The organism is Streptomyces sp. ID05-39B, from assembly GCF_033794725.1.
GTDB lineage: Bacteria > Actinomycetota > Actinomycetes > Streptomycetales > Streptomycetaceae > Streptomyces > Streptomyces bobili.
In genome coordinates this window covers 1-4,801 of the sequence record NZ_JARGEF010000389.1, presented here as the reverse complement: position 1 = coordinate 4,801, position 4,801 = coordinate 1, and the positions used below count along the sequence as shown (strand labels likewise).

Annotated in this window: 5 protein-coding genes; 3 read left to right on the top strand and 2 right to left on the bottom strand. The window is 72.4% G+C overall.

Annotated elements, in window-relative coordinates; translation table 11 throughout:
- Window positions 1-632: molybdopterin oxidoreductase family protein (locus tag P1P75_RS39715; RefSeq protein WP_319264518.1), on the top strand; the 632-nt coding region annotated here is incomplete at its 5' end.
- Between the two features lie 80 nt (window positions 633-712).
- On the opposite strand, the gene P1P75_RS39710 is transcribed toward P1P75_RS39715, so the two are convergent.
- Window positions 713-2,365 (bottom strand): M4 family metallopeptidase, encoded by a 1,653-nt coding sequence (locus P1P75_RS39710; protein ID WP_319264516.1) that lies wholly within the window; start codon window positions 2,363-2,365, stop codon window positions 713-715.
- Between the two features lie 549 nt (window positions 2,366-2,914).
- Between P1P75_RS39710 and P1P75_RS39705 the strand changes: the two genes are divergently transcribed.
- Window positions 2,915-3,448, top strand: a complete 534-nt coding sequence (locus tag P1P75_RS39705; protein ID WP_319264514.1) for a hypothetical protein — start codon at window positions 2,915-2,917, stop codon at window positions 3,446-3,448.
- A gap of 123 nt (window positions 3,449-3,571) precedes the next feature.
- Window positions 3,572-4,189: a class F sortase gene (locus P1P75_RS39700; RefSeq protein ID WP_319264512.1), complete on the top strand. Its 618-nt coding sequence runs from the start codon at window positions 3,572-3,574 to the stop codon at window positions 4,187-4,189.
- 119 nt (window positions 4,190-4,308) lie between these two features.
- Here the strand turns inward: P1P75_RS39700 and P1P75_RS39695 are convergent, their stop codons facing one another.
- Complete coding sequence (locus tag P1P75_RS39695) at window positions 4,309-4,653, bottom strand: helix-turn-helix domain-containing protein (protein WP_319264511.1); 345 nt, start codon at window positions 4,651-4,653, stop codon at window positions 4,309-4,311.
- Window positions 4,654-4,801 lie beyond the last annotated feature (148 nt).

Sequence of the window (4,801 nt, the reverse complement as noted above, 5' to 3'; positions counted from 1 at the left end):
GGGCGGGAGCGGTCGGGGAGGCGGCCACGGTAACGGGAGCGGGAGCGGCCGTGGACGACGGTGGAGGCGCTGACGGGGAGGACACCGGTTTCGACGTGTTTCCGGAGGACCCCGCGCACGACGACGCCGGCACCGTGCGGCCCGGCGGCGTCCTCCCCGGGACCGTCCACCCCGGCACGCCCCGTCTCTTCCTCGACCGGTTCGCCACGGACGACGGCCGGGCCCGGTTCGTGCCGGTCTCGCACCGGCCCGCCGCCGAGGAGCCGGACGAGGAGTACCCGGTCTTCCTCACCACCGGCCGGGTCGTGGCGCAGTACCAGTCCGGCGCCCAGACCCGGCGCGTGGACGAGCTGAACGCCGCCGCGCCGGGCCCGTTCGTGGAGCTGCACCCCCGCCTCGCGGCGCGGCTCGGCGCGGCCGAGGGCGACCCGCTGGCCGTGGTGTCCCGGCGGGGCCGGGCCGTGGCGCCGGCCCGGATCACCACCGGAATCCGCCCCGACACCGTTTTCATGCCGTTCCACTGGCCGGGCGAGGGCCGCGCCAACACCCTGACGAACCCGGCCCTGGACCCGACCTCCCGGATGCCGGAGTTCAAGGTGTGCGCGGTGCGGGTGGAGATCGCCGGGGCGTAGGCGGACGTCCCCGCCTGTGTCCACGCCTGTGTCACCTCCTCGGCTCCGTCCTCCGGCGTCCCCTGCCTGAGGCGGAGGGGTCAGTTGACGTTGACCGCGCTCCAGGCCGCCGCCACCGCGTTCTGCTCCGCGCTGCCGGCGCCGTAGAGGTCGCGGGCCGCGTTGAGAGTGGCCGTGCGGGCGCCCGCGTAGTTGGTGGAGGAGGTCATGTAGACGGTCAGCGCGCGGTACCAGATCTTGCCGAGTTTCTCGCGGCCGATGCCCGTCAGGGCCGAGCCGTTGGAGGTCGGGGAGTTGTAGGCGACGCCGTTGACGGTCCGGGGGCCGCTGCCCTCCGCGAGGAGGAACGCGAAGTGGTTGGCGACGCCCGAGGAGTAGTGGACGTCGAGGCCGCCGACCGAACTGCTCCAGTAGTCGGCGGACTTGCCGTCCTTGGACGGCTTGTCCATGTAGCGCAGGGCATCGCGGCCGAAGCCTGAGCGGACGATCTTCTCGCCGATGAGGTAGTCGCCGGTGTCGGAGGAGTTGCCCGCGTGGAACTCCACGAGGCTGCCGAAGATGTCGGAGGTCGCCTCGTTGAGGCCGCCGGACTCGCCCGAGTAGGTCAGCTTGGCGGTCTTCGAGGTCACGCCGTGGCTCATCTCGTGCCCGGCCACGTCCAGCGAGACCAGCGGGCCGAGCTGGGTGCCGTCACCGTCTCCGTAGGTCATGCAGAAACAGCTGTCGTCCCAGAAAGCGTTGTTGTAACTGTTGCCGTAGTGGACGCGGTTGTAGGAACCCTTTCCGTCGTTTCCGATGCCGTTACGGCCGTGGACGCTCTTGTAGTAGTCCCAGGTGACGTCCGTGCCGTACTGCGCGTCCACGGCCACCGTGGCCCGGTCGGCGGTGGCGCCGGTCCCCCAGTGGTTGTCGGCGTCCGTGAAGACGGTCGAGGGTGCCCGGCTGATGCAGATGCCGAAGATGCACAGGTCGGTCTTGTTGGCCGCGTCGCCGGTGTACGTGTTTCCGCGGGTGGGGTCCTTGAGCTGGTACGCCGCCCCGGACGGGGTCGTCTCCAGCGGGACCGTGCCGCCGTACAGGGACCTACCGTCACCGGTTGCGCTCTCCAGGGTGTCCCAGGCGTCGATCTGGGCGCCGGTGCGAGCGTCGGTGAGGACGGCGCGGGCGACCGGGTTGCCCTGCGCGTCCAGTGCGGCGACGTTCGTCTGCCAGGCCAGTTTCGGGGTGCCGTGCAGGGCGTCGACGACCAGCCGCGGCTTGGCGGTGAGCTGCTTCAGGGCCTCGCCGAGGTGTGCGGCGCGCAGGGCGTTCGCCGCGGTGTCGGCGGCCTTCGGCGCGGTGAGGGCGGGCACGATGGTGGGGAGGGAGAGAGCGGCCCCGGTCGCGCGGTCAACGCCCCGGTAGCTGCCGTCGGGCGCCAGGTGGACCACGAAGTCGCCGCCCAGGACGGGGAGTCGGCGGAACGTGCGGTCGTAGCGGACGTGCTGGGTGCCGTCCTTGTCGACGATGACGTCCCGGACGGCGGTGGTCTGGGCGGCGGTCAGGCCCAGGCTCGCGGCGCGCTCGGCCAGCACGGCCGCGGCGTTGTCCAGTGCGGTGGCCCGGTCCGGCCGGCCGGCCGCGTCGGCGGCGGCGGCGGGGGTGAGTACGGCGGCCAGGAGGGTGGCAGTGGCGGCGGCTGTGCCGGCGGTGGCGAGACGGGAACCTCGGGCGTGCTGCCGTATCCGGCTCATCGGTCTCCTCGGGATCCTCGGGAAGGCGCCGTGGGGGCGCATGGGGGCTTCGGGATGTGCGTGGGGTGGTCGCGCGGGCGGGCGTGGGGTGATCGCGGGACGGAGGTGGGCGGTCGCGAGAGCTGCGTGGGGGTGATCACGGGATGACCACGGGTGGGGGTGCTGAGGTCGTCCTGAGATTTAAGGGGGCATGACATGTCATGTCCATAGCGCACGCGTGCGGGAGCGGTGCGGGTGCGGTGACGGAGGCGAATCGTTTCCGTGCGCCCGACGCCGGGCGCCACCCCGGATCACCCGTTCACACCCCCCTCGCGCACCCTTCGGGCTCATTTCCCCGGGGTGGGCTCCGCACTGCGATGACCTGCCGAAACGGCCGGGGATGCACTCGCGCGGCCCAGCGGTCCGACACCCGTTCACCACATTCCTGACGCTCACTCAGGAAGCGGGCCCGCGCCGGTGCCACTTACCTCTGAGGAGCAGGGGCGCGACCGCCGTAGCGGCACATGGGGATGTCGCGGGCCGCCCTCGCGAAAGCTCGGAGGAGCACCGATGCGACGTACCGCCGCCCGACTGCTGACCGGTACCGCGTTCGCCGTGGTCACCGCGGCCGGGTTCGCCGCACCCGCCCATGCCGCCGTCTCGGCGGGCGGCGGCAGCCTGGACGTGTACCCCTCCACCGCCGTACCGGGCGGCCAGGTGACCGTCAACACGGCGACGTGCGGCGATCCCGGGGCGGCGGCGGGCGACGCGAGCGCGGTCGGCGCCGGTCCCTTCCCGCTCGCGCCGAGCACCCACGACGGTGAGGCGATCGGACAGTTCCGGGTACCGCCCAGCGCGCAGCCGGGGACGTACGAGATCGTCGCGCAGTGTGCCTCGGACGGGCGGAGGGTCGCCGGGGACCTGGTGGTCGTCCTGAGTTCCACGCGGGAGCAGGTGTATCCGCGAGGAAGTGTGAAGACGGGGGTCGGCGGCGCTCTGGGCCCCGACCCCGTGCAGACCGCGGCCGGTGTGACGGCTCTCGCCGTCGCCGCCGCGGGCGGTACCTGGCTCCTGCATCGCCGGGCGAGAGGCGACGGGATCTGACGGACACCCTCCGCTGTCCGTCCGCCGGTACCGCATGTCCCCTCCCCCTCCGGGTCCGACGCCCCTCGCGGCCCGGAGGGGGTACGGGGTTTCCGTCAGAGACGAGGGACAGGGGGCTCACGCATGCGCAGGGTCGTCGGCGACACCGTCATAGCCACCGTCACCGCGGTCGCCCTCTGCTCGGGCGTGTGGCTGCTCGACGGCGCCGGGACACACGCCCCGCCGCAGCCGTCGGCCGCCGAGGCCGGTCCGGGCGGCGCCGACCCGCGGTCCGCGCCCGCTCTGGCGCCCTCCCCGCCCGACCGGGTCCGCATCCCGTCGATCCGGGTCGACGCCCCCCTCATGGGTCTCGGCCTGACGTCGTCCGGCAGCCTCGACGTACCGCCGGCCGCCAGGAAGAACCTCGCCGGCTGGTACGAGTCCGGCGCCACCCCGGGTGAGACGGGCACCGCGATCGTCGCCGGGCACGTCGACAACGCCGACGGTCCGGCCGTCTTCTACGACCTCGGCGCCGTGCGCAGGGGCGCCACGATCGAGGTGGACCGGCGCGACGGCGAGGTCGCGGTGTTCACCGTCGACGCGGTCGAGGTGTACGACGCCCACGCCTTCCCCGACAAGAAGGTGTACGGGGCGGCCGCGCGGGCCGAGTTGCGGGTGATCACCTGCGGCGGCGGATACTCACGGGCAACCGGTTACCGGGGGAACGTGGTGGTGTTCGCGCATCTGACGGGGAGCCGGTGAGGTCCGGTAACGCGTGCCGTACGCGGTTTCGGCACACGACCTCGCCATGGTCCACGGGGGGCGCGACGGGCGTGGCCGACACCCTGGTGGGACGCGGGCGCCCCGTGGGACGCGGGCCCTCATCGGGCGAGAGGCGCCTCGTCGAGGAGGTTCTCCCTGCCCCATGCCCCCAGCGGACCCAGCGCCTCGTTCAGGGTCTCGCCGCGGGCGGTGAGGGAGTACTCGACCCTGGGCGGCACCTCGGCGTACTCCTCACGACGCACGATGCCGTCGGCTTCCAGCTCCCGCAGCTGCGCCGCGAGCACCTTCTCCGTCACGCCCGGCAGTGCTCGCCGCAACTCTCCGAAACGGTGCGGCCGTTCGTGCAGCGCCCAGAGGATGAGCACTTTCCACTTCCCGCCGATGACGTCCATCGCCGCGTCGATCCCGCAGATGTACGCCCCTGGTCGCCGGCCGATCGCCATACCCGTTCCTCCACCCTGCCTGGATGCTTTCCCGGCGGTAACCACTCACTCTCAAGTACGTACTTGAGCAGGCCGGTTGCCACGGATGAGCCTAGTCCCCATGAACGACCGAATCAACCTCATAACCGGACGACAAAAAAAAAAGATC

Coding starts and splice junctions, on each gene's coding strand:
- P1P75_RS39700 (WP_319264512.1), top strand. CDS start 3,572: ATGCGCAGGGTCGTCGGCGACACCGTCATAGCCACCGTCACCGCGGTC.
- P1P75_RS39705 (WP_319264514.1), top strand. CDS start 2,915: ATGCGACGTACCGCCGCCCGACTGCTGACCGGTACCGCGTTCGCCGTG.
- P1P75_RS39695 (WP_319264511.1), bottom strand. CDS start 4,653: ATGGCGATCGGCCGGCGACCAGGGGCGTACATCTGCGGGATCGACGCG.
- P1P75_RS39710 (WP_319264516.1), bottom strand. CDS start 2,365: ATGAGCCGGATACGGCAGCACGCCCGAGGTTCCCGTCTCGCCACCGCC.